This is a genomic window from Stomatobaculum sp. (genome assembly GCF_057248925.1).
In genome coordinates this window covers 110,349-132,004 of record NZ_DBHIHF010000001.1, presented here as the reverse complement: position 1 = coordinate 132,004, position 21,656 = coordinate 110,349, and the positions used below count along the sequence as shown (strand labels likewise).

General features: G+C 57.8%; 18 protein-coding genes. All 18 read left to right on the top strand.

Annotation, left to right across the window (positions count from 1 at the left end; genetic code table 11):
* Nucleotides 1-7: 7 nt before the first annotated feature.
* Complete coding sequence (locus tag ACO4XG_RS00445; RefSeq protein WP_308507805.1) at nt 8-1,483, top strand: UDP-N-acetylmuramoyl-L-alanyl-D-glutamate--2,6-diaminopimelate ligase; 1,476 nt, start codon at nt 8-10, stop codon at nt 1,481-1,483.
* A complete protein-coding gene (locus tag ACO4XG_RS00440; RefSeq protein WP_308507806.1) occupies nt 1,458-2,900 on the top strand; it encodes a UDP-N-acetylmuramoyl-tripeptide--D-alanyl-D-alanine ligase in 1,443 nt (480 codons plus the stop codon). The genes ACO4XG_RS00445 and ACO4XG_RS00440 overlap by 26 nt, the downstream gene beginning before the upstream one ends.
* Nucleotides 2,897-4,912 (top strand): replication restart helicase PriA, encoded by a 2,016-nt coding sequence (priA, locus tag ACO4XG_RS00435; protein ID WP_308507807.1) that lies wholly within the window; start codon nt 2,897-2,899, stop codon nt 4,910-4,912. The genes ACO4XG_RS00440 and priA overlap by 4 nt, the downstream gene beginning before the upstream one ends.
* A gap of 15 nt (nt 4,913-4,927) precedes the next feature.
* Nucleotides 4,928-5,431, top strand: a complete 504-nt coding sequence (def, locus tag ACO4XG_RS00430) for a peptide deformylase (RefSeq protein ID WP_308507808.1) — start codon at nt 4,928-4,930, stop codon at nt 5,429-5,431.
* On the top strand, nt 5,428-6,384 hold the full coding sequence (fmt, locus tag ACO4XG_RS00425) for a methionyl-tRNA formyltransferase (RefSeq protein ID WP_308507809.1): 957 nt from the start codon (nt 5,428-5,430) through the stop codon (nt 6,382-6,384). Before def ends, fmt begins: the two co-directional genes overlap by 4 nt.
* Nucleotides 6,385-6,402: 18 nt before the next feature.
* On the top strand, nt 6,403-7,116 hold the full coding sequence (locus tag ACO4XG_RS00420) for a zinc metallopeptidase (RefSeq protein WP_308507810.1): 714 nt from the start codon (nt 6,403-6,405) through the stop codon (nt 7,114-7,116).
* The gene (gene rsmB / locus ACO4XG_RS00415; protein ID WP_308507811.1) at nt 7,113-8,456 is read left to right on the top strand and encodes a 16S rRNA (cytosine(967)-C(5))-methyltransferase RsmB; all 1,344 of its coding nucleotides are present in this window, start codon (nt 7,113-7,115) and stop codon (nt 8,454-8,456) included. Before ACO4XG_RS00420 ends, rsmB begins: the two co-directional genes overlap by 4 nt.
* 1 nt (nt 8,457) lies before the next feature.
* Entirely contained in the window at nt 8,458-9,522 is a 1,065-nt protein-coding gene (gene rlmN / locus ACO4XG_RS00410; RefSeq protein ID WP_308507812.1) for a dual-specificity RNA methyltransferase RlmN, read from the top strand.
* A gap of 3 nt (nt 9,523-9,525) precedes the next feature.
* The gene (locus ACO4XG_RS00405; protein WP_308507813.1) at nt 9,526-10,272 is read left to right on the top strand and encodes a Stp1/IreP family PP2C-type Ser/Thr phosphatase; all 747 of its coding nucleotides are present in this window, start codon (nt 9,526-9,528) and stop codon (nt 10,270-10,272) included.
* Nucleotides 10,269-12,368 carry a Stk1 family PASTA domain-containing Ser/Thr kinase gene (gene pknB / locus ACO4XG_RS00400; RefSeq protein ID WP_308507814.1) on the top strand — a complete coding sequence of 700 codons (2,100 nt, stop codon included), beginning with the start codon at nt 10,269-10,271 and terminating at the stop codon, nt 12,366-12,368. Before ACO4XG_RS00405 ends, pknB begins: the two co-directional genes overlap by 4 nt.
* Nucleotides 12,369-12,371: 3 nt before the next feature.
* Nucleotides 12,372-13,241 (top strand): ribosome small subunit-dependent GTPase A, encoded by an 870-nt coding sequence (rsgA, locus tag ACO4XG_RS00395; protein WP_308507815.1) that lies wholly within the window; start codon nt 12,372-12,374, stop codon nt 13,239-13,241.
* Nucleotides 13,238-13,918 carry a ribulose-phosphate 3-epimerase gene (gene rpe / locus ACO4XG_RS00390; protein WP_308507816.1) on the top strand — a complete coding sequence of 227 codons (681 nt, stop codon included), beginning with the start codon at nt 13,238-13,240 and terminating at the stop codon, nt 13,916-13,918. The genes rsgA and rpe overlap by 4 nt, the downstream gene beginning before the upstream one ends.
* A complete protein-coding gene (locus tag ACO4XG_RS00385) occupies nt 13,915-14,628 on the top strand; it encodes a thiamine diphosphokinase (RefSeq protein WP_308507817.1) in 714 nt (237 codons plus the stop codon). Before rpe ends, ACO4XG_RS00385 begins: the two co-directional genes overlap by 4 nt.
* Complete coding sequence (locus ACO4XG_RS00380) at nt 14,613-15,113, top strand: COG2426 family protein (RefSeq protein ID WP_308507818.1); 501 nt, start codon at nt 14,613-14,615, stop codon at nt 15,111-15,113. The genes ACO4XG_RS00385 and ACO4XG_RS00380 overlap by 16 nt, the downstream gene beginning before the upstream one ends.
* A gap of 108 nt (nt 15,114-15,221) precedes the next feature.
* Entirely contained in the window at nt 15,222-16,505 is a 1,284-nt protein-coding gene (gene serS, locus ACO4XG_RS00375) for a serine--tRNA ligase (RefSeq protein WP_009531993.1), read from the top strand.
* A gap of 13 nt (nt 16,506-16,518) precedes the next feature.
* On the top strand, nt 16,519-18,024 hold the full coding sequence (locus ACO4XG_RS00370) for an IMP dehydrogenase (RefSeq protein WP_308507819.1): 1,506 nt from the start codon (nt 16,519-16,521) through the stop codon (nt 18,022-18,024).
* Nucleotides 18,025-18,035: 11 nt separating this feature from the next.
* A complete protein-coding gene (locus tag ACO4XG_RS00365) occupies nt 18,036-19,046 on the top strand; it encodes an FAD:protein FMN transferase (RefSeq protein ID WP_308507820.1) in 1,011 nt (336 codons plus the stop codon).
* Nucleotides 19,047-19,073: 27 nt separating this feature from the next.
* The coding region (locus tag ACO4XG_RS00360; protein ID WP_485129625.1) for a YfhO family protein at nt 19,074-21,656 on the top strand (2,583 nt) is incomplete at its 3' end.

The following is a 21,656-nucleotide window of genomic DNA, read 5'->3' as shown; positions in this document are numbered from 1 at the left end:
GAGACATATGAAATTACTGGAACTTGCGATGTCGGAGCTCAAGGGAGAGCTCCTGCAGGGCGATATGGGCGTGGAACTCGGTGCACTGGTGTATGATTCGCGAAAAATCAGTCCGGGTTGTCTGTTTGTCTGCATGAAGGGTGCCAATTTTGACTCTCACGAGCTGCTCCCCGAGCTTCCGGGCAAGGGCGTTGCGGCGGTTGTCATTGACCGCGAAGTCGAAGCGCTGCCGGAGGGGCTTACTGTGTACCGCGCGGACAATGCGCGGGCGGCCCTGGCGGCGCTCTCGGCGGCCTACTTCGGTTTCCCGGCGCGGAAACTCCTTACGATCGGCGTGACCGGCACCAAGGGCAAGACGACGACCACCCACATGATACGCGCGCTGCTCGAGGCGGGCGGCATTCCGACCGGGCTCATCGGCACCAACGGCATCACCGTCGGCAAAGAACACATCGCGACCAAGAATACGACACCGGAGTCCTATGAGATTCAGGAGAGTTTCCGGAAAATGGCGGATGCGGGCTTGAAGGCTGTGGTCATGGAGGTCTCGAGTCAGGGGCTTATGTTGCACCGCACAGGCAGTATTCTGTTCGACTACGGCATTTTTATGAACATTGCGCCGGATCACATCGGTCCGAATGAGCACAAGAGTTTTGAGGAATACCTGTTCTGGAAGTCGCAACTCTTTTTGCAGTGCAAGACGGGACTCATCAATGCGGACGATGTGCACTCGCTCTACATTGAGAAAATGGCGACTTGCGAGAAGTTGTACCGCTTCGGCGAAAAGAATCCGGCGGACTTTACGCTTCGCAATCTCTCCCATACGGCAGACCCCGATTTTGTCGGTATGTGCTTTGACTTTGCGGGCGCGGGACGAGACGTCGCGGATGTCAAGGTCGGTATGCCGGGACGCTTCAACGCGGAAAATGCACTCGCGGCGCTCTCGGTTGCGGCACTCGCGGGGGTGAAGGATGAAGTGCTTCGTATCGGATTAAAAAACATCCGCGTGAACGGCCGGATGGAGATTGTTAAGCTGCATCCCTACACGGTTCTGGTGGACTATGCGCACAATGCGGTCAGCATGGAAGCTCTGCTCGACGCCCTGCGCGAGTACCATCCGAAGCGTCTCGTGGTCGTGTTCGGCTGCGGCGGCAACCGCGCCAAGGAGCGCCGGTCATCGATGGGAGAAATCGGCGGCAAAAAGGCGGATCTCTCGATTATCACGGCGGACAACTCCCGCTATGAAAAAGTCGAGGATATTCTCGCCGACATTCGCGAGAGCATCGAGAAGACCGGCGGCGCATTCATTGAGATTCCGGACAGACGGGAAGCCATCTACTATGCGGTGCAGAAGGCAGAGCCCGGCGATATGATTGCGATTATCGGCAAAGGACACGAGGACTACCAAGAGATTTGCGGTGTGCGCACGCACTTCCTGGACCGGGAAGTGGCGGAAGATGCGCTCCGCGAGATGGGAGAGTGAGATGCGCGCGCTGAATGTAGGTGAAATCAGAGAGGCAACCGGCGGCGAGCTGCTGTTTGGCCGGGAAGAAGAAAAGATCTCTTATGTCAGCATTGATTCGCGGGATGTGAAGGCGGAGACCCTCTTCGTGCCGCTTGTCGGCGAGAAAGTGGATGCACACCGCTTTTTGGAGCAGGTGATTGCGGACGGTGCCAAGGCGGTCTTCACCGCAGAAGAGTTGACGGAGGCACAGCATGAGGCTGCGGCGGCTGCAGGGACTGCGGTCATCCGTGTGGCCGACACGCTTCTCGCCTTACAGGCACTTGCGGGTTGGCTAAGAAGCCGCCTCTCGCTGCCGTTAATCGGCGTGACCGGCAGTGTGGGCAAAACCACAACCCGCGAGATGATTGCGGCTGCGCTCTCGGCAAAGTACCGAGTGTTTAAGACCAAGGCGAATCACAATTCGCAGATCGGCGTACCGCTCACGCTACTCGACATCGAAGACGAAGAAATCGGTGTGATTGAGATGGGCATCAGCCGCCCGGGCGAGATGCACATCATCAGCGAACTCGTGCGTCCTGCGGCGGCCGTCGTCACCAACATTGGCACGGCGCACCTCATGGAACTCGGAAGCCGGGAAAATATACGCGATGAGAAATTAAAAATACAGGACGGTATGCAAAATGATGCACTGCTGTTTCGAAATGCGGACGATGCGATGCTGCTCTCGGGTCAGGTCCGGGAGGGAATTACGGCGCGCACCTATGGCCTCGCGGAAGGTGCGGACTGCCGCGCGGAGAATGTCGGCTTGGTCAACGGCTGTGCCGTATTTACGGCAAATATACGCGGTAAGCGCGTCGCCGTGAAACTCGGCGTGCCGGGCGAGCATCAGGTGTGGAACGCTCTTGCGGCGCTCGGGGTTGCGGAAGCGTACGGCGTTCCGCTTGCGGGAGCGGCCGCGAAACTCGAGAAATTCAAGGGCTATCGTCACCGCCAGCAGATTTTTGAGCGCGACGGCGTGCTGGTGATCGATGACAGCTATAACGCCAGCCCGGCTTCGATGCGGGCGGCGCTCTCGATTCTCCGCGAGATGAAGGATCGCCGTCGCATTGCGGTGCTCGGCGATATGAAAGAGCTCGGCGAAGCGGAGAAAGAGCTGCACCGGGAAATCGGCGCGGAGCTTGCAGTCGCGAAAGGGGCGGAGTGCCTGTATACACTCGGCGACCTCGCGGCGGAGCTCGCCGCAGCGTGTCGGGAGAGCTGCGACGCGGACTATCGCCCCGAACTTCGCTGTTTTTCGGATCGAGAGTCGCTTTTTGCGGCGCTCAAAGCGCTGGTAAAGCCGGGCGATGCGCTGCTCTTGAAAGCTTCGAACAGTATGAAGTTCTCGGAACTCGCGGATTATTTTTCGGGACAGGGAGAGCGAGGCGCGCATTGAGCGAGCGCTATGCGGATGTCATTCCGAACATCAGCCATGAGAGCGTGGACCGCCCGTTTACCTATATCATTCCTGAGGACTTGCGCGGAAAACTTACACCGGGAACTGCGGTGCAAGTGCCCTTCGGCAATGCGAAGGAAGCAAAACTCGGCTATGTGCTCGCGCTCCGGAAAGAAGCGCCGACCGGATTTCAGCTCCGCGAAATTCTGGGAATTGCCGAAAAAAAGGTCGGCGTGGAAGAGAGGCTTCTGACCCTTGCGGTCTGGATGCATGAGCACTACGGCTGCATGTTAAACCAGGCGCTGAAAACCGTGCTGCCGGTCAAGGAGGCTGTGAAAGCGCGGCCGCGGAAGACCGAAGCGACGGGGCGCAGCGAGGCAAAAGTCGCCAGGCCAGCGCGGGAACTCACATCAGAACAGAGTACCGTGCTCTCGGAACTTCGGCGCGCGGAGGCAGAGAAACCGGGCGGCAGCTATCTGCTCTTCGGCGTGACCGGCAGCGGGAAAACGGAAGTTTACATGCGCTGTATCGAAGAACAGCGCCGCCTGGGGAGACAGGCCATTTTATTGCTGCCGGAAATCAACCTGACCTTTCAGACCGTGCGCTATCTGGAAGAGCGCTTCGGCGAGGAAGTCGCAATCATCCACTCCAAGCTCTCGAAGGGCGAGCGCTATCGCCAGTTTCTCCGCGCGGCGCGCGGGGAGGCAAGTGTCATGGTGGGACCGCGTTCGGCACTCTTTGCGCCGTTTCCGAATCTCGGGCTCATCATCATCGATGAGGAGCACGACAGCGCCTACCGGAACGATGCCGTGCCGCGCTATGACGCGCGGGAAGTCGCGGCCAAGCGGGCAGAGCTCTCCGGGGCCCAGCTGATTCTCGGCTCTGCGACTCCTTCGGTCGAGAGCTGGCAACGCGCGAAGCAGGGCGAGTATCGACTGCTTCGCCTCACGAAGCGCGCGGTTTCCGGTGCCGTTCCGGCGGAGGCAACTGTCGTGGATCTTCGCGACGAACTGCGGAAGGGCAACCGCTCGGTTTTTAGCCGAGCGCTCAGCGAAAAAATTGTGTCGCGGCTTTCGCGCGGCGAGCAGGTCATGCTCTTTATGAACCGGCGCGGCTATGCGCGCTTTCTGTCCTGCCGGAGCTGTGGCGAGGCGCTTCGCTGCCCGCATTGCGATGTGACATTGACCCTTCACGAAGACGGCAGTCTTCGCTGTCACTACTGCGGATACCGTACCGTGAAACCGGAGCGCTGTCCGAGCTGCGGTTCTCCGTATCTTGCCGGCTTCGGTATGGGCACCCAGCAGCTGGTCGAGCAGACCGGGCGCATGTTCCCGGCGGCGCGCGTATTGCGGCTGGACGCGGATGCGGTGCGGGGACATGACAGTGGACAGGGCATACTGGAAAAATTCCGGGCGGGCAAAGCCGACATTCTGATCGGAACCCAGATGATTGTGAAAGGGCACGATTTCCCGAATGTGACGCTGGTGGGGGTGATGGCGGCGGATACCGAGCTCTATGCAAATCGTTATACGAGCGCGGAGCGCTGCTTTCAGCTCTTAACACAGGCTGCGGGGCGCGCGGGACGCGCAAAAAAACGGGGAGAGTTTGTCATTCAGACCTATCGCCCGGAACACTATGCGATTCAGAGTGCGGCGGCGCAGGACTATGAGCGCTTTGCGGCGGCGGAGCTCGCCTACCGTCGCGCAGCCGGGTACCCGCCGGTTTTGCACATGCTGACCATACAGCTCGCCGCCAAGGACGAGACTGCGCTCACACGGGCGGCGGCGCTCTTTGCGGACTGTCTCAAACAAGCGACCGCGCTTGCTGCGGAGGCACCGCAGTGCATCGGGCCGGTCAATGCGGGCGTGTACCGCGTGCAGGACTATTTCCGGAAGATGATTTACATGAAGCATGCGTGCTATGATATACTGATACAAATCAAGACAGCGGCAGAGGAGGCGTTCCGGGCACAGATTCCGGGAGGCATTTCGCTTCTCTACGAGTTTGTCTGACGGAGAGGAGAACAAGTGGCACTTCGTACAATCAGAGAGATCGGTGATCCTATTTTAAATCAGCGGGCCAAGGAGATTCAGAGCATGACCCCGCATCTAAAGACGCTGATTGCCGACATGGTGGAGACCATGCGGGCGGCAAACGGCGTGGGGCTTGCGGCGCCGCAGGTCGGCATCCTGAAGCGGCTCGTCGTCATCGAGTGCGAGGAGGGCGAACTCCATGTGCTGATCAATCCCGAGATAACGGAGCGGGACGGCGAGCAGACCGGTTATGAAGGCTGCCTCAGCGTTCCGGGCAAGACCGGCATTGTGACGCGTCCGATGCATGTCATTGTCAAAGCGCTGAATGAGGACATGCAGCCTGTCACCGTCGAGGGCGAAGAGTTGCTCGCGCGGGCACTCTGCCATGAAATCGATCATCTGGACGGACATCTCTATACGGAAGTCGCCGAGGAGCTCTATACGAATGAGGAACTCGAGGCGATGCAGGAAGAAGAGGCGGCAGAGGAGCAGGAATGAGAATTGTCTATTTCGGAACGCCGGATTTTGCCGTCGCACCGCTCGTCGCGCTGCATGAGGCGGGACACGAGATTGTGCTCGTTGTGACCCAGCCGGACAAGCCGCGGGGCCGAGGGCACGCGCTGCAGTTTCCGCCGGTCAAGGAAGCCGCGCTTCGCCTCGGAATACCGGTCGCACAGCCGGAGAGGGCGCGAAATGCGGACTTTATCGGGCTGCTCCGCGCACAGAAGGCAGAGCTCTTTGTCGTGACCGCCTTCGGTCAGATTTTGCCGAAAGAAATTCTCGAACTGCCGCACTACGGCTGTGTGAACATTCACGCGTCTCTGCTTCCCGCTTACCGGGGAGCGGCACCGATTCAGTGGGCTGTCATCGACGGACAGCGGGAGAGCGGCATCACGACCATGTTAATGGACGAGGGACTGGATACCGGCGACATTCTCCGCAAGTATCCGCTCCCACTCAGTCCGGAAGAAACCGGCGGGAGTCTGTTTGCGAAGCTTGAGAAGCTCGGCGCGGAGGCAATCCTCGACACCGTACAGGGCCTCGAGGCGGGCAGCATCGTCCCCGAAAAGCAGGGCGAGACGACAACCGCATATGCCAAAATGCTGCGGAAAGAGATGGGAAATCTCGATTTTACCCGGGATGCGGCGAGTCTGCTTCGTCTGATTCGCGGACTTGACCCGTGGCCTGGCACTTTTACCTATCTGCACGGGAAGCTCCTGAAAATCAAACAGGCAACGGAAGGCGGAGAGGCATCCGGCAACATGCCGGGCGAGATACTCGCGGCGGATGAGCGCGGTATTTTTGTGCAGACCGGCGCGGGTGCACTCTGCATCACCGTGCTGCAGCCGGAGGGCAAAAAAGCAATGGCGGCGGCCAACTGGCTCCGCGGCGCCAAGGTGCAGCCGGGAGACCGCTTACAGCGCAGTCGGGACGCAGAGAACAAGGGATAAGACAGAGAGGAGGGTATCATGTACGGCTACTACGGATTGGATTGGACTTACCTTCTGGTACTCTTAGGTGTGGGACTGACACTCGGCGCCCAGGCCTTTTTAAAGAGCACATTTGCGCGTTACGCTAAAGTGCAGAGCAGCACCGGACTCACGGGGCGGGAAGTCGCGGAGCGGATTCTCCGGGCGAACGGCATCTACGATGTCACAGTGCAGGCAATCGGCGGACAGTTGACCGACCACTACGACCCGGCGAAAAAGACCGTAAATCTCTCGGAAGTCATCTACGACTCCCGGAGTATTGCCGCGCTCGGCGTCGCGGCACACGAGTGCGGCCATGCGATTCAGGATGACAAGAGCTATTTTCCGCTCCGCTTCCGGCACGCGCTGGTGCCGCTCGCAAACCTCGGTTCTCAGCTCGCCATGCCGATTATCATCATAGGCGTTCTGCTCAGCAACGGCAGAAATTTTCTGGGACCGCAGCTTTTGAATCTCGGCTTGCTTGCGTTCAGCCTTGCCGTGCTGTTTCAGCTGGTCACGCTGCCGGTCGAATTTAATGCGAGCCGCAGAGCGTTGATTCAGCTCCGTGAATTGCGTATTCTGCCGCCCAACGAGGAGTCGCAGGCGAGATCTGTTTTGTTTGCCGCTGCGCTGACCTATGTGGCGGGCGCGGCGTCTTCGCTCTTACAGCTTCTTCGGCTCTGGATTCTGTTCGGCGGAAGAAGGCGCAAATGACTGCGCCGAACGCGAGAAGTGTCGCCTTGGACTGCCTGCTCCTCATCACAGAGGAGGGGCAGTTCTCGCATGTCGTGCTTGCGGCTGCGCGGGATAAATTCGCCTGGATGCCGGAGGAAGAGAGAGCTCTCATAGAGCGCCTCGTGCACGGCAGCGTCGAGTATCTGCCGCAGCTTGACCGGCTGATTGCGGCGCGCTCTAAGACGCCGTTCCGAAAACTGAAGCCGGTAATTCGCTGCATTCTCCGCCTGTCGCTCTACCAGTTTTTATATCTCAGCCGGATTCCGGCGCACGCTGTGGTCAATGAGGCCGTGAAGCTGACAGAGCGCCGGGGGCTCTTTGGCCTGAAAGGCTTTGTCAATGCTATGGTGCGGCGCTTTGCGCGTGAGCGGGATGAAATCAGGGCGGAACTTGACGGGAGTCCTGACTTTGCTCTCCGCTATGCCCTGCCGCCGTGGCTTGCGCAGCGCTTTACAGCGCAGTTCGGCAGAGAAGAGAGCGAGAAAATTGCGGCGCGCTTTCTGGAACCGGCACCGCTCACGCTTCGCCTGAACCGGACTAAGTATATCGCGGCAGGAGAACCTGACGCCGTGACGGAAGGACTCACGCAGTCTCCGTACGCGCCGGATAGTTTTATTGCGGAAGAGGGGCTCACAGAACACATCCGGCGGCAGCTCGCGGCGGGGATGTTTTTTGTGCAGGATCTGAGTTCCTCGCTTGCGGTACAGGCGGCGCAGCCGAAGCCCGGTGAGCGGGTTCTGGATCTCTGCGCCGCACCGGGCGGCAAGAGCCTTGCGGCAGCGGATTGCATGCGGGGCGAGGGCAGCATAGTCAGCGCGGATCTCTCTCTCCAAAAGGTGGAACGCATGAGAGAGAACGTGGCGCGCACGGGTTTTTCCGGCTGTGTGCGGCCGCTACAGTCGGATGCGGGCGTGTTCCGTCCGGACTGGGAGGGCGAATTTGACCTCGTCATTGCGGACCTGCCCTGCTCGGGACTCGGTGTTCTGTCCAGAAAGCCGGACATCAAACTCAGACTGCGCGAAGAGGATATTCGTTCGCTCTGTGACTTACAGCGGCGCTTTTTAGAAAATGCAGTCCGCTATGTCCGTCCGGGCGGTCGGCTGCTCTACTCGACCTGTACGCTGACGGAAGAGGAAGATGAAGCGAATGCGGCGTGGATTGCGGCAAAGTTTCACGACTTCATGCCGGTTGATGTCGCTGCGGCGATGTCGTTCACCGGCGCGAAGGTGCTTCTCTGCCCTGCGGGAGCGGTCAAGATTTTACCGTCCCGTCTGCCCGCCGACGGCTTTTTTATCTCCGTATTTCGAAAGGCGGAATGAGATGGCAACGGAACTGGATCTCTGTTCGCTGACGCAAAGCGAACTCGGCGCATATCTGAAAGAGCTCGGCGAACCGGGCTTTCGCGCAAAGCAGCTTTTTTCCTGGCTGCATCAGAAAAAAGCACAGCGGTTTGACGAGATGAGCAATCTCCCGAAAAGTCTCCGCGAAAGCTTAAAAGAACATGCGAGACTGCCCGGATTGGTGCAGGAGGTTGTACAGGTCTCAAAGAACGACGGCACGGAGAAGTATCTTTTCTCGCTGTCGGACGGCAATATGATTGAGAGCGTTTTGATGCGCTACAACTACGGCAACTCGGTTTGCATCAGTTCCCAGGTGGGCTGTCGCATGGGCTGCCGCTTCTGTGCATCGACCGTGGACGGCCTCGCGCGGAATCTGACCGCCGGAGAAATGCTGGCACAGGTCTATGCAATCGAGCGGAAAATCGGGGAGCGCGTCTCGAATGTCGTCGTGATGGGAAGCGGCGAGCCGATGGATAATTACGACAATGTGGTCCGTTTTATCCGGCTCTTAAGCGAAAAGGACGGTTTAAATATCTCTCAGCGCAACATCACGGTATCGACCTGCGGGCTGGTCCCGGAGATACGGCGCTTTGCCGACGAAAAGCTGCAGGTGACGCTTGCACTGTCTCTGCACGCAGCGGATGATGCGACGAGACAGCGCCTCATGCCGATTGCAAATCGCTATGCGCTTCGTGATGTGCTGGACGCCTGCGCCTACTATTTCGAAAAGACCGGGCGGCGCGTCAGTTTCGAGTACAGTCTGGTCGCGGGGGTCAACGACACGCCTGCGGAGGCCGCGAAGCTGATCGCGCTTTTGCGGCACCGGAAGGGTCATGTGAATCTGATTCCGGTCAATCCGGTTGTGGAGCGGAGTCTCAAAGAACCGAGTCTCGCGGCGGTACACCGTTTTCGCGATACGCTCGAAAAGAACGGCATCAATGTCACAATTCGAAAGGAAATGGGGAGAGATATCGACGGCGCCTGCGGTCAGCTGAGACGCCGGTACCGGGATAAGAGAGAACAGGGAGATACCAAAGAGGAGTAGCAGATGAATGCAGTCGCACTGACAGACAGGGGAAGGGTTCGGGATTCCAACCAGGATACTGTGTTTGCGGAAAATCATCCCGTGGGAGCACTGCCGAACCTTTATATCGTGGCAGACGGAATGGGCGGCCACCGCGCGGGCGATTACTGTTCCCAGACACTGACCGCGCGCGTGGTTTCCGCCGTGCGGGAGAGCGAGGGCAAGTTACCGCTCCCGGCGCTTCGGGACGCGGTCTTGCTCGCGAACGAGAGTCTCTTTACGGAGGCCAGGCGCCATGCGGAACTCGAGGGCATGGGCTCCACGCTGGTCGCTGCGTTTCTGGAAGAGCAGAGCGCAACCGTTCTGAATATCGGTGACAGTCGCTGCTATGCCGGCTTTACGGACGGCAGCTTCCGCCAGGTAACGCGGGATCACTCCTATGTCGAAGAGATGGTGAGCGCGGGGAAAATGCAGCGCGGCAGCGAGGCGTATAAGAAGTCCAAAAACATTATCACGCGGGCCATCGGTGTCGGCGCGGAGGTGCAGATGGATTTGTTCGAGCTTCCGGCCGAGAATCTCGCGCTGCTCTTACTCTGCACGGACGGACTCACCAATATGCTCGAGGATGCGGAAATTCGGGAAATACTCTGTGAGACAATCACGCTGAAAGAAAAGGCCGAAAAGCTGATTCAGGCGGCAAATATGAAAGGCGGGCGGGACAACATCTCCGTGGTTCTGGTTGACCTTAGAGAGGAGGCGGGTGCGCAATGATTTTGAGATTAGGTTCGTATTTGCAGGATCGCTATGAGATTCAAGCCATAATCGGCACCGGCGGCATGGCGGAAGTGTATCGCGCTTTCTGTCACAAATTGCAGCGCACAGTCGCCATCAAAGTCCTGAAGCAGGAATATAACGGCAACGAGGATTTTATCCGCCGCTTTACGCAGGAAGCGCTGGCGGCCGCCAAGGTCAATCATCCGAATCTCGTCAATGTCTACGAGGTTGAGCACACGGACGGCGTCTACTACATTGTCATGGAATTTGTGGACGGCATCACGCTGAAGGAGTACATCCGCCAGAAGGGTAAGCTCGAGCAGCAAGAGGCCATCGGCATTGCGATTCAGGTCGCAAACGGCCTTGGCGAAGTGCACCGGCAGGGCATTGTGCACCGCGATGTGAAGCCGCAGAACATGATTATTTCGAGCGACGGCAAGGTGAAGCTCGCAGACTTCGGCATTGCTCGCGCGGCCTCGACCGAGACACTCTCACAGGAATCCATGGGTTCCGTGCACTATATTTCGCCGGAACACGCGCAGGGAAAGCCGACTGACGCGCGGAGCGATCTCTACTCGCTCGGCATCTGCCTCTATGAGATGGTTACGGGGCATGTGCCCTTTGACGGTGAAGAGGCGGTCACCGTGCTGCTCGCGCAAATCAATCAGAAGCCGGTGTCGCCGCGCTCGCTGAATCCGGAGATTTCGGAAGAACTCGACTATATTATTTTAAAGAGTCTCGAGAAACGCCCGGCGGCGCGCTACCAGAGTGCGGCCGAGCTGATTCAGGATCTGGAGGCAGCGTCCCGGAACAGCGGCGACATGTTGCCCCGCGTGCAGGAGACGCACGGAACGGGAGGAGACACTATCCTGTTTCACGCGGCAGATATCACAGAACGCGCGTCACAGGCCGACAGTGCGCGCGAGGAGACTGCGGGAGGCGAGGAAGAAACTGAGGACGAGGAAACATCGCCGACAGATCGCCGCCTGAATAAGCTGATTAAGGGCGTCGGCTTTGTACTGCTGGTGCTCTTACTCGGCGGCGGAGTTGCGGCCGGACTCATACTCTCCGGGATGCTCCGGAAAGATCCGACAGTCGCGGAGAGCGAGAGTGCCGAGACCGAATCGAGTTCCGCGCTCAGCGAGAAGCAGACCTATGTGCCGTATCTGATTGCGCTGAGCAGTGACGAGGCCGAGGAAAAACTCCGCGCGGACGACCTGACGCTGGTCATCCAGCTCCGGAAGAATTCGGATCAGTTTGAAAAAGATGTCGTGATGGAGCAGGAGCCGAAGGCCGGCACCGTGGCACAGAAATACAGCAAGGTCTATGTGACCCTGAGCCTCGGCACCGCAGAAACCGAACTCTCGGAACTGAATCTGGTCGGTACGGAGGAGGAGAGCGCAAAGAAGGCGCTCACAGAGAAAGGCTTTTCCGTGGAAGAGAAGAGCGAATACTCCGACACGATTGAAAAAGGCAAGGTGGTGCGCTTAAGTCCCGAAAAAGTGAAAAAGGGCGATACCGTCACGATCGTACTTTCCCTCGGCAAGGAACCGGAGAAGGTCAAGATGCCGGATCTTACCTACAACACGGAGGACAGCGCAAAACAGGCGCTCACCGAAGTCGGCCTGACGCTCGGCACCGTGACCAAAGAGCACTCGGACACCGTGCCGCAGGGACAGGTGATACGCCAGAGCGTGAGCAACGGAACGGAAATCGAAAAGGGCAAGAGTGTGGATCTTGTGCTCAGCGACGGTCCGAAGGTCACCGCGGTCGAATCCACACAGGCGAGCGAGGCCGCGTCCCGCTATGTCGCCTCGATTGATACGAACTTTACACTCTCGAATCTGATCGGACCGGATTCCGGTGCAACCAGTGTCTCGGTCATGGTGCGCCTTCGCCAGGATGTGAACGGACAGACCGTCTACCGGACGCTCATGGAACCGCGCACCATTCGGGGCGATGCGATTCTGCCGCTCCGCTTCCGCACCATTGAGGGCGCCTATGGCGTGGACACGGGCTATGTGGAGATCGTGCGGACGGATAACGGCCAGGTACTGCAGAGCTTCGATGTGCAGTTCTTCAAGGTGCAGTAAGCCATGCGGGGAAAAATCATCAAAGGCATTGCCGGATTTTATCTCGTAGACTGCGGCGGTGAGGTCTTGACCTGCAAGGCGCGGGGCCTCTTCCGGAAGCGGGGGGAAAAGCCGCTGGTCGGCGATTTAGCGGAAGTCGAGGCAGCGCAGACCAGCGAATCGGAGGCAAATATCGTAACCCTGTTGCCGCGGAAAAACCGCCTGATTCGCCCGGCCGTCAGCAATGTGGATCAGGCATTGGTCGTGATGGCGGTGCGGACCCCCAACCCGCAGTTCTATCTGCTTGACCAGTATCTGGTCACAATGGAACTGCAGGAAATACCGGCGGCGATTCTGTTCACCAAAGAAGATCTGGACAGAGGGGAACTCGCGGACTACCGAAGTCGCTACGAAACGGCGGGGTATCCGGTCTTTTCGGTGAGTGCCGAAAACGGCAGCGGCATCGAAACGCTGCGCGCCCATCTCGCGGGCAAGACCACGGTGCTCGCCGGTCCCTCCGGGGTCGGAAAGTCGACTCTCACGAATTTACTCTGCCCTGCGGCGAACATGGAGACTGGAGAGCTGAGCCGCAAGAATTTGCGCGGCAAGCAGACCACACGCCACACGGAGCTCTTTTGCCTTGGCGAGAACAGCTATCTGCTTGACACGCCGGGCTTTACGGCAGTCGAGGTTTGGGGCGATACGGAAGCATTCAAACAGGCGTTTCCGGAAATCCGGGCTTTGGAGGGGCAGTGCCGCTTTACCGGCTGCAACCACGGCGCGGAACCGGACTGTGCCGTCAAGGCAGCGGTTGCTCGCGGCGAGATTGCGGCGAGCCGCTATGAGAGCTATCGGAAGATGGCAGAAGAGAGCGCAGAGAGGAGAAAATATTGAAGACATATCGTTTGGCACCGTCCCTCTTGTCGGCGGATTTTACGGAACTCGGCAGTCAGATTGACTTTCTCAAATCCCTGGGGGTTCGTGCCCTGCACTGCGACATTATGGACGGCGATTTCGTGCCGAGCATTTCCTTCGGCATGCCGGTTCTTAAATCAATTCGAAAGAAAACCGATCTCTTTCTGGATGCGCACCTCATGGTGACGGAACCGGATCGCTATATCGACGCCTTTGTCGAAGCGGGCGCAGACGGCATTACGGTGCACGCCGAGGCCTGTCGGCATCTGGACCGCACGGTACAGCACATCAAGGCCTGCGGCAAGAAGGCGGCAGTCGCCTTAAATCCGGCGACACCGCTTGTCGCGGTCGAGGACATTCTGCCGGAACTCGACATGGTTCTCCTTATGTCGGTGAATCCGGGCTTCGGCGGGCAGAGCTACATTCCCTACTGCACGGATAAAATTCGCAGACTGCGGGCACTCGCAGATCAAAAACATCCGGAACTCTCGATTCAGGTGGACGGTGGCGTGAACCGGAAAACACTCGCGGAAGTGCTCGCTGCGGGAGCCGATGACATTGTCGCGGGATCGGCCGTTTTCGGAGGAAATATCGCGGAAAATGTCGCTTTTTTCCTGGATGCGTTCCGACAGGCGGAGGCAAAAGAAAAGGCATGAAACGGGCGCTGTTAATTGCGAGCGGTCATGTGGACAAATATTTCGCGGAGCGGGTCATAAGTGCTCTGCAGGAAATCGAAAATCCGCTTATGTTTGCGGCAGCCGACGGCGGCCTCAGAACCTTTGACCTGCTCGATTTACGACCTGCACTTTTGGTCGGGGATTTCGATACAGTTGAGGCAGAGATTCTCGCGCGTTATATCAATCACCCGGACATAGAAGTGCAGCGCCATAATCCGGTCAAGGACGATTCGGATTTGGCGCTTGCAATCGGCACACTCGCGGAGAAAGGATGCACGGAAATTTATGTGCTCGGCGCACTCGGCGGCAGGGCAGATCACAGCCTTGCCAATATGCGTCTCTGCTATGCCTACAAAAAAAGAGGCGTGTCGCTGTACTTGCTGGATGAGCAGAACCGCATCCGCTGCGTTTTGGCAGCCGAACGGCATTTTTCACTTCGGCGGGACAGGCAGTGGGGAAAGTATCTCGGCTTTTTCCCGATCGGCGGAACCGTGGAAATCAAGAAACTGAGAGGCGTGCGCTATCCGCTCACTGACTTTTCGCTGAGCGATGCAACAGCGCCGACGCTGACCGTGAGCAATGAAATCAGTGCCGACAGTGCGGAACTGGAACTCTCGGGAGACCCTGCGGCGGGACTCCTCCTGATTGAGAGTTGTGACAGAGAGGAGTCTAAATGGATCAGGTCGTAAACTGGTTTGCGACAACCGTAGGAAGCAGAATATCGGCGGAGGCCGTCACCTTTATCGTTTCCCTTTTGCCCATACTGGAATGCAGAGGCGGATTATTGCTGGCGTCTATCCTCAAGGTAAACCTGCTGAAGGCAATACCACTGGTCATTGTCGGGAACATACTCCCAATTCCGTTCGTGCTGCTTTTTATGCGTCGTATTCTGAATTTTATGCGCCGTTTTTCGATGACGCGCCCCTTTGTCGAGTGGCTCGAAAAGCGCGCCAAAAATAAGTCGGCAGGTTTAAAGCGCGGTGAGTTCTGGGGGCTTTTGCTCTTTGTCGGAATACCGCTGCCCGGAACCGGTGGTTGGACAGGCGCCCTGGTCGCCAGTTTAATGGAGATGGACTTTAAAAAAGCGATGCTCGCAATTTCGCTCGGCGTATTGCTTGCGACCTTTATTATGGCAATTGTCTCTTACGGTCTGTTGGGTATTTTGTTTCACTGAGAGACAGAGACAAGCGGGGTCAGTGCCCCTGCTTGTCTTGTTTTCGTTTTCGGTGTATAATCGGTTAAATCTTTTTTGCGGGCGGACAAGCGCTTAGGAGGAGTAGGAATGATTGATATTCGGTTTCTGAGGGAAAACCCGGAGGCGGTGAAGGAGAATATTCGGAAGAAGTTTCAGGAGCAGAAGCTCCCGCTGGTGGACGAAGTCATTGCGCTCGATGAGGAGAGCCGCAAGACCCAGGCGGAGGCCGATCAGCTTCGCAGCGACCGGAATAAAATCTCAAAGAGCATCGGCGCTCTGATGGGACAGGGCAAGAAGGACGAGGCCGAGAAGGCGAAAGAAGAAGTCGCAAAGATTAACGAGCGCCTCGCGGCACTCGAGCCGAGAGAGGCGGAAATCACGGCCAGAATCCGGGAGATTATGCTGACCATCCCGCAGATCATGGATCCGTCGGTTCCGATCGGCAAAGACGATTCCTGCAATGTCGAAATTCAGCGCTACGGCGAGCCGGTGGTGCCGGATTTTGAGATTCCCTACCACACGGATATCATGGAGCGCCTGCACGGCATTGACTTAGAGGCAGCCGGCAAAGTCGCGGGCAACGGCTTCTACTACCTGCTCGGCGACATTGCGAGACTGCACTCGGCGGTGCTGAGCTACGCGCGCGACTTTATGATTGACCGCGGCTTCACCTATGTGATTCCGCCCTACATGATCCACTCCGATGTCGTGACCGGCGTGATGAGCTTCCCCGAGATGGACGCGATGATGTATAAAATCGAGGGCGAGGATCTCTATCTGATCGGCACGAGCGAGCACTCGATGATCGGGCGCTTTATTGACAGCGTGAACGACGAGGCAAAGCTCCCCTACACGCTGACTTCCTATTCCCCCTGTTTCCGCAAGGAGAAGGGCGCACACGGCATCGAAGAGCGCGGTGTGTACCGCATTCACCAGTTCGAGAAGCAGGAGATGATTGTCATCTGCAAGCCGGAAGAGTCGATGGACTGGTATAACAAGCTCTGGCAGAACACCGTGGATTTCTTCCGCAGCCTCGATATTCCGGTCAGAACGCTCGAGTGCTGCTCCGGCGATCTTGCGGATCTCAAGGTCAAGAGCTGTGACGTGGAGGCTTGGAGCCCGCGCCAGAAGAAGTATTTTGAGGTGGGCAGCTGCTCGAACCTCGGCGATGCGCAGGCGCGCCGCCTCCGCATCCGCGTGAAGGGCGCGGACGGCAAGAAATACCTCGCCCACACCTTGAATAACACCTGCGTCGCACCGCCGCGCATGCTGATTGCATTCCTCGAGAACAATTTGCAGGCGGACGGATCGGTCCGTATTCCTGAAGCACTTCGTCCCTACATGGGTGGCAAGTCTGAACTGAGAGCCTGAAAGGAGTAAAGAGATGGCATACTATTTTGAGGAACCGTCGAGAACATTCGGAGAGTACCTTCTGGTTCCGGGATACAGCTCCGCACAGTGTGTTCCGACCGCTGTGAGCCTGAAAACGCCGCTGGTGCGTTTCCGGAAGGGCGAGGAGCAGTGCCCGGTTGAGATGAATATTCCGATGGTCTCCGCCATCATGCAGTCGGTTTCCGGCGATAAGCTTGCGATTGCGCTCGCAAAGCAGGGCGGCGTCTCCTTTATTTACGGCTCCCAGAGCGTCGAGGATGAGGCGGACATGGTGCGCCGCGTCAAGCAGTACAAGAAGGGCTTTGTGACCTCGGATTCGAACCTGCCGCCGACCGCAACCTTGGCGGACGTGCTTGAGCTGAAGAATGAGACCGGTCACTCGACGGTCGCCATCACGGATGACGGCACGGCGCACGGCAAGCTCCTCGGTATTGTCGCGAGCCGCGACTACCGCTTGTCTCGTATGCCGATGGATCTCAGCGTCAAAGAGTTCATGACCCCGCTGGAGCGTCTCATCACGGCGCCGGCGAGCACAAATCTCCACGACTGCAATGACATTATCTGGGACAACAAGATTAACTCCCTGCCCCTTGTCGACGACGAGGGCAGACTTCAGTACATGGTGTTCCGCAAGGACTACGACAGCCACAAGGAGAATGTGAACGAGCTTCTCGACGAGAACAAGTCCTATGTGGTCGGTGCGGGCATCAACACGCGCGATTATGAGACCCGCGTCCCGGCTCTGGTCGAGGCGGGTGTCGATGTGCTTTGCATCGATTCCTCCGAGGGCTATTCCGAGTGGCAGGAGAGAACCATCTCCTGGATTCGCGCGAACTACGGCGACCGCGTCAAGGTCGGCGCGGGCAATGTTGTGGACCGTGAGGGCTTCCTCTTCCTCGCGAAGGCGGGCGCCGATTTCGTGAAGATCGGCATCGGCGGCGGTTCCATCTGCATCACCCGCGAGACCAAGGGCATCGGCAGAGGCCAGGCAACGGCAGTCATCGAAGTCGCGAAGGCGAGAGACGACTACTTCAAGCAGACCGGTATCTATGTTCCGATTTGCTCGGACGGCGGCATTGTCCACGACTACCACATCACGCTGGCACTCGCGATGGGCGCCGATTTCGTGATGTTGGGTCGCTATTTCGCGCGCTTTGACGAGAGTCCGACCGCAAAACTTCGCATCAACGGCAACTATGTCAAGGAGTACTGGGGCGAGGGTTCGAACCGCGCGCGGAACTGGCAGCGCTACGACCTCGGCGGCGCACAGAAGCTCTCGTTCGAAGAGGGCGTGGACAGCTATGTTCCCTATGCGGGCACACTCGCGGAGGGCGTACAGACGACGCTCTACAAAGTGCGCTCGACCATGTGCAACTGTGGTGCGCTTTCCATCGAAGAGCTGCAGGAGAAGGCGAGACTGACCGTTGTCTCCTCGACCTCGATTGTCGAGGGAGGCAGCCACGATGTCATTCTCAGGAACAATAACCAGACGAACTGACAGGGGGTTCCGTGAAAAAGAAATCCCTCGCCGCGCTCTGCCTTATCGCGGTGCTGCTACTCGGAATTCTTTGGCGCCTGCAGGCAGAGCGAACGAACCGAAAGCCGCTAGAGCGCAGCGGCTTTCTCTTTGACACCGTGATTGCGGTCTCGCTCTACGACAAGCAGGACGAGACTGTGCTCGACGAGGCTTTTCAGCTGCTCGAGCACTACGAGGAAGTGTTTTCGCCGACGAAGACCGACAGCGAGCTGTACCGCATGAATCACCGCGGCAGCGGTGTCACAACTTGGAAGGCGAGTCCTGCGATGCTCGACATGGTAAAGCTCGGACTCCGCTACAGTGAGCTCTCCGACGGCGCCTTTGATGTGACGGTGCTTCCGCTGAGTTCGCTCTGGAACTTTTCGGGCGGCGAGCCCAAGCTGCCTTCCGAGCCAGAGATTCAGGCGGCACTTGCAAAAGTCGACTATCGACGCGTGCACATCGAGGGAGATGTGATCGACTTCGGCGATGATGTCACGCAGATTGACTCGGGCTCCACGGCAAAGGGATATATTGCCGACCGCCTGAAGGATTTCCTGGTCGAGAAAGGCGTCAAGAGTGCCATCATCAACCTCGGCGGCAATGTGCTCTGTATCGGCGAAAAGGCGAAGGGCAAGCCCTTCCAGATTGCCATCCGGAAACCGGAAGAGCACTCGAACGATGTCGTCAAAATTCTGGATATCGACGGACTCTCTGTCGTGTCCTCGGGCGTCTATGAGCGCTTTTTCGACATTGACGGCGTCCACTATCACCATATCTTAAATCCGCGCACAGGCTACCCCTATCAGAACGGCATTACGTCCGTGACCATTGTGGGGCCGAGCTCAGCGGAGTGCGATGCGCTCTCGACGACGGTTTTTTCGCTGGGGCAGGAGGCCGGCATGGCGCTGCTCAATCGCACAGAGGGCTATTACGGCTATATGATTCTGGAAGACGGCACCATGCTGACTTCGGAGGGCGCACAGCCCGGTAAGAATCCGTAGTATTTTGGGAAGGAGTTAAAACGGCCGATGACGATGAAACAGAGACGTTCTCGTAGGAGGATTTTACTCCTTTCCTTTTTTGTGCCGCTTTTTGCGTTGCTCTGCCTGTTTGTGCAACGCGGCATCTTCCCGTTCGGCGAGGAGAGCTTTCTTCGCACCGACCTCTACCACCAGTACGCGCCCTTTTTCTCCGAATTCCAGTACAAGTTACAGCACGGCGGCAGCCTCCTGTACAGCTGGGACATCGGCCTCGGGGTAAACTTCACGGCAATCTACGCCTACTACCTTGCGAGTCCCCTAAACTGGTTCGTGGTGCTGTTTCCGAAGCGCTATGTGATTGAGTTCGTGACGCTTCTGATTGTGATAAAGACAGCGCTCTCCTCGGTCAGCATGACCTACTATCTGCTGCGCCACAGCCGCCGGGACGGACTTTTTGCACCGATTTTCGGTATCCTCTATGCCTTTTCGGCCTATATGGCAGCCTATTCCTGGAATGTCATGTGGCTCGACTGCATCGTGCTGTTCCCGCTGATACTGCTCGGCACGGAGGAAATGGTGCGGGGCGAGAGCTCGATGAAGTACATTCTCTGCCTCGGTCTGAGTATTCTCTCGAACTACTATATATCCATCATGATCTGCCTGTTCTTGGTTTTTTATGCGGTCTTTCAGGCAGTCACGGCGGAACTCGGCCCGGCGGAAACCGGAAAGGCAGCGCTTCGCTTTGCAATCGCCTCGCTGATCGCGGCGGGGCTCGCGGCGGTGGTGCTCCTGCCGGAGATTTTTGCGCTGCGTTTAACGGCCTCGGGCGAGATGAACTTCCCGAAGACCTTTGAGAGTTACTTCTCGATTGTCGACATGATGGCGCGTCAGCTCCCGTTTGTGGAGTGCGAGATCGGCCTTGACCACTGGCCGAACATTTACTGCGGTATTTTCACGCTACAGCTTTTGCTCCTGTACTTTACAAGCCGCGAAGTGCCGATTAAGCAGCGCGTGGGTTATGCGCTGTTCCTGCTCTTTTTCTTTGCGAGTTTTTCGGTCAATGTGCTGAACTACATCTGGCACGGCTTCCACTACCCGAATTCGCTCCCTGCGAGACAGAGCTTTATCTTTTGTTTCCTCGTGCTCTATCTCTCGTTTCAGGCCCTGGAGCACTTTCCGCGTTTTTCGCCGCGCGAAATTTTCCTGAGTTTTGCGGCAGTGGTGCTCTTTATTCTGTTTGCCGAAAAACTGGTCACGGAAGAACATTTTCATTTCTGGGTCTTTTATCTCGCGTTTCTGCTCGCGGCGCTCTACGGGCTCATTTTCCGCTCCTATGCGACGGGACAGTTTGCGAGGGAGTACTATTTTTGCATATTGCTCCTTCTGGTCACGCTGGAGTCGACGCTGAATCTCGCCTATACGAGCATACCGACGACGAGCCGCACCGAATATACTGCGGACAATGCGGATATTCAGCTGCTGAAAAAATCGGTTCCCGAGACGCCGTTTGTGCGCTTCAAAAAGTACGAGCGGAAGAGTAAGGACGACGGCGCTTTCTTGAACTTCCACTCGGTCTCACTCTTTAGCTCGACCGCCGATAAGTCGCTCACGGACTTCCTGCGCTCGGTCGGCTGCGAGGCGTCGGTCAACGCCTATTCGATCACCGGTTCCACGCCGCTCGTCGATGCGCTGCTGGATGTCGGGTACGGCTTTGTCTCGGACGAAACGTACGATAAGAGCCAAGAAGAGGCAGGGCGCTCCGGCTCAACTGTGCTCGTCAAAAACCCTGACACGCTGCCGCTCGGGTTTGTGGCAGAGCACGACTTCACGGACAGTTGGAGCCGCACCTTTGAGAATCCCGCCGATGTGCAGAACGATCTCTGCAACCTGTTCAATACGTCGCCTGTGCTGATTGCGTACGACACCAAGCCGAACGGCAGTCAGGAGAGCATGACAGTGGAGCAGGACGGCCTCTACTTTGCCTTTGCGACCAATGCGAAGGCAAATAAGATCAAGTTTTCGTCGGACGACAAAGACAAGACCTTCGACAATCTGAAACGCCGCTATCTGATGGAACTCGGTTACCGGAAGGCGGGCGAAATTCTGAACTTTTCGGAGATTTCCGACGATAAGCCCGAGCCCTCGGTCGTCGTGTACCGCTTTGATTTCGACGCACTGAAAGAACTCCGACAGGCCATGCTGAAGCACGGGATGCAGATAGACAGTTATACGGACAACACAATCAACGCAGAGGTCGAGGCGGAGGGGCCGTCCCTGCTCTTTACGAGCATCCCCTATGACAAGGGCTGGACAGTCTATGTGGACAGGAAGCCGGTCAAGACCGAGAAGGCCATGGATGCCTTTCTCGCGTTCCGCGTCCCGAGCGGACAGCACCACATTCATTTCCGATATTTCCCGGAGGGGCTGAAACTCGGTGCCTTTGTGAGTTTCCTGTCGCTCCTGGCGCTCGTCTTCTTCCGGCGCTTTGAAAAGAACTATGAACAGCGCTTCCAGCGGCGCGTCACAAAGCGCTATGAGGCGCTCTATCAGGAGATGCAGGAGGCTTCCCTCCGGATGCGCGCCGAGAGCCTTGCGGCACAGCAGGCAGACGCAGCGCAGCAGACAGACGCA

Excerpts from the sequence above, each read along its gene's own strand:
- rsmB (WP_308507811.1), top strand. The coding sequence starts at position 7,113 with ATGACTGCGCCGAACGCGAGAAGTGTCGCCTTGGACTGCCTGCTCCTC.
- ACO4XG_RS00420 (WP_308507810.1), top strand. The coding sequence starts at position 6,403 with ATGTACGGCTACTACGGATTGGATTGGACTTACCTTCTGGTACTCTTA.
- rlmN (WP_308507812.1), top strand. The coding sequence starts at position 8,458 with ATGGCAACGGAACTGGATCTCTGTTCGCTGACGCAAAGCGAACTCGGC.
- ACO4XG_RS00445 (WP_308507805.1), top strand. The coding sequence starts at position 8 with ATGAAATTACTGGAACTTGCGATGTCGGAGCTCAAGGGAGAGCTCCTG.
- ACO4XG_RS00370 (WP_308507819.1), top strand. The coding sequence starts at position 16,519 with ATGGCATACTATTTTGAGGAACCGTCGAGAACATTCGGAGAGTACCTT.
- rsgA (WP_308507815.1), top strand. The coding sequence starts at position 12,372 with ATGCGGGGAAAAATCATCAAAGGCATTGCCGGATTTTATCTCGTAGAC.
- pknB (WP_308507814.1), top strand. The coding sequence starts at position 10,269 with ATGATTTTGAGATTAGGTTCGTATTTGCAGGATCGCTATGAGATTCAA.
- fmt (WP_308507809.1), top strand. The coding sequence starts at position 5,428 with ATGAGAATTGTCTATTTCGGAACGCCGGATTTTGCCGTCGCACCGCTC.
- ACO4XG_RS00440 (WP_308507806.1), top strand. The coding sequence starts at position 1,458 with ATGCGCTCCGCGAGATGGGAGAGTGAGATGCGCGCGCTGAATGTAGGT.
- ACO4XG_RS00385 (WP_308507817.1), top strand. The coding sequence starts at position 13,915 with ATGAAACGGGCGCTGTTAATTGCGAGCGGTCATGTGGACAAATATTTC.
- ACO4XG_RS00405 (WP_308507813.1), top strand. The coding sequence starts at position 9,526 with ATGAATGCAGTCGCACTGACAGACAGGGGAAGGGTTCGGGATTCCAAC.
- ACO4XG_RS00380 (WP_308507818.1), top strand. The coding sequence starts at position 14,613 with ATGGATCAGGTCGTAAACTGGTTTGCGACAACCGTAGGAAGCAGAATA.
- serS (WP_009531993.1), top strand. The coding sequence starts at position 15,222 with ATGATTGATATTCGGTTTCTGAGGGAAAACCCGGAGGCGGTGAAGGAG.